Source organism: Halalkalibacterium halodurans, from assembly GCF_004376175.1.
GTDB lineage: Bacteria > Bacillota > Bacilli > Bacillales > Bacillaceae_D > Halalkalibacterium > Halalkalibacterium halodurans.
Genome location: NZ_SNUY01000132.1, coordinates 1 through 2,501, shown reverse-complemented (window position 1 = coordinate 2,501; position 2,501 = coordinate 1). Strand labels below are relative to the sequence as shown.

Annotated in this window: 3 pseudogenes; all 3 read right to left on the bottom strand. The window is 36.9% G+C overall.

Annotated elements, in window-relative coordinates:
* Positions 1 to 120: 120 nt before the first annotated feature.
* Positions 121 to 1,056: pseudogene (locus E2L07_RS20345) on the bottom strand (opine metallophore biosynthesis dehydrogenase); the annotation flags it as partial.
* 34 nt (positions 1,057 to 1,090) lie between these two features.
* Positions 1,091 to 1,885, bottom strand: a pseudogene (locus E2L07_RS20340) (class I SAM-dependent methyltransferase).
* 25 nt (positions 1,886 to 1,910) lie between these two features.
* Positions 1,911 to 2,335: pseudogene (locus E2L07_RS20335) on the bottom strand (histidine racemase CntK family protein); the annotation flags it as partial.
* Positions 2,336 to 2,501: the final 166 nt, after the last annotated feature.

Sequence of the window (2,501 nt, the reverse complement as noted above, 5' to 3'; positions counted from 1 at the left end):
TGTACTTTGTCCTATACTAGTACTCATAGGTAGGGCCTCTCCTCTCAGTTGGTTTAGCGGTTAACTAGAGGGTACCCTACCTCTTTTTTTGATTCAACGCCTTTACACAAACTATCGTACATCATCATGGATCGTCGTAAAATGGTTGAAGTTTTCAATATCATGACGTGATAAACTTTCAATTCTTACGGGATAATTATCATCGGTCATAAATTGAAGTAAATTAATCTTTTTGATATTGATCTTTCCTATGATGTCCATTATCTCTTTCCAATGAGCCAACATGTCGCGAATTAAATATTGGGTAATGGGTCCTTCTGGATACATTTTATATACATATTTCTTTGCACTGAACGATCCAAATATGGAATTTAATGAAAAATCGTTCATAAACAACGGAGGGTGAACATAGAGAGAAATATTTCTTGTCTCTGCCTCAAATGGAGATTCCATGACTTCCACGTTAATACCGATTTGTTTAAATACTTCACAGAGCTTGTGTACATTCTTACATGAAACATGGTTAGAGCCAATATAGATTTTTTTCTTGATCGCTGTTGTCAAAACATGATTAGACGGTCTATCGTGCATCCACCGGGTATCACCAAGGTAGGTCGAAAAACTAATAACTTCTGCATCCGGATTCAGCTTGTTCATATAATGGCTGATTAAACCATTGGAGCCAAAGGTTGGAGAAATTAAAACGATGCATTTTACGCGCTTTAAGAGTTCATCATCTATTTGTTTTAGCACTTCCTTATAGGCATCTGTGGTAACGGAAAAAATAAGGGTGTCCCATTCATCTTCAATGGTTTCATACTTTTTTATCACTTGATCAATGAAGCATGTTCCTTCCATCGCTCGATGCATCTCGTTTTGAACGCTGACGTGAATAAGCTGATCACTTTGATTTACTGCCTCAAAAAAGCTTTCCGAACGAACAGACTCTCTTCCCGCAATTCCAATATAACAATTCAAGTGATGTTTTAACGTTACCGCCAGTTGGATGGATGTTGGACCAGTTCCTAACAATAAGACTCGCTTCATCTCACTCATATAAGCCCTCCATTTCATACTGACAAGCGCTCAATTATGCCTTTGTATACAACGCAATATCAAACACATGCCGCGGTCTTGAGATATTTTCAACCATTTTCCACTTCCGCTGATCCACTTCTTTCAATGAATAATTAAATTAAGATTTCAACTGATTGCCATATCTCATAGCTACCACTAGATCTTCATTCGTCCGTGCATGCAATTGATCTAGTATTTCGAATTTTCTCTCGGCGGTTGAACTAAAAATAATATGGGTTGCTTCTTTCGTGAAATCAAGGTCTTCTACTAATGTATTTTCGAGTCGAATTTTCAAATCTCGTCCTAACCTTTCTATGACATTTAATCCAAGCGTAATGGCCTCATCATCAATATCGATGCCAACGACCTCTGCCCCCGTTTGTTTCGCGATTAATAGTGGTGTCATCGGAAATGCACCTGATCCTATTAATAAGACTTTTGACTCGGAACAAACACGAAAATGACCGAATTCGTTTATGATACATGACTCAATGTTTTTGAAATAATCTGTCATTCCATCATTTCCATTCAGTAGCTTCAAGGCACGATATTTTTCCATAATCGAGACACACAGTGCCGATTTTTTTCTCGAATCTAGCAATAGTTGTTGAAACTCACTTGATTTAGCTAACTCTAATTGTCCCCAAATTTCTTTGTTTCTCTCGTTAGTAATAAACTTAGAGTAATCATCGATTAAACTCTCTAATTCCGAACAATGATTGGTTGTATGATCATAGCTTGTGGCTAAAGCATCAAATTTGTCTAAAAACTCACGTAAATCTTTTTGAAACGTTTTTAAAGCAACCATTGATGCCTCCCTTTTTATGTGATGATTAAACATCTATAAACGCCTTACCTCGTGCTACTATACTGACGAACCTTCAATTTTTAAACTTGTTAACTTTTCTTCCTCACACGTAGCGATTACTTGAATCGTGCCACCGGGTTGCTTTATTTTTGCTACAATTTCTTTTTTGTTCTTCCACGCTAGATAAGCTCCTAATGAGGCTGTACCTGATCCGCAGCCTCTTTCCCATATCATACTGTCCAGATCTGGAACAAAAATGAGAGGAGCCAATTCACTGGTGTTTGATTTATACAATAAGATTCCGATCAAGTTGGTACCTAGAGTTACTCCTAGTAATTTTGCTAATGACTGGGCTTTTTCTCTCACTATCTTATTAAAATCGTCGACCTCGATGACAATATGTATAAACTCTTGATACCTCACGATAATCAGGTTCATCTCGCTACCATCATACTTGACCCTGGATTATTCATAAAAAACCTTTAATGCCCAAATAATGCTTATCTATCAAGTAATTGAGCTAAATGGTCCATGCATCAAATAAATGAAAAAAGAATCCATTTCTGATATGGTTAAAGCAACTACGAAATAACCACAGAAAGGATTCTTATAATGG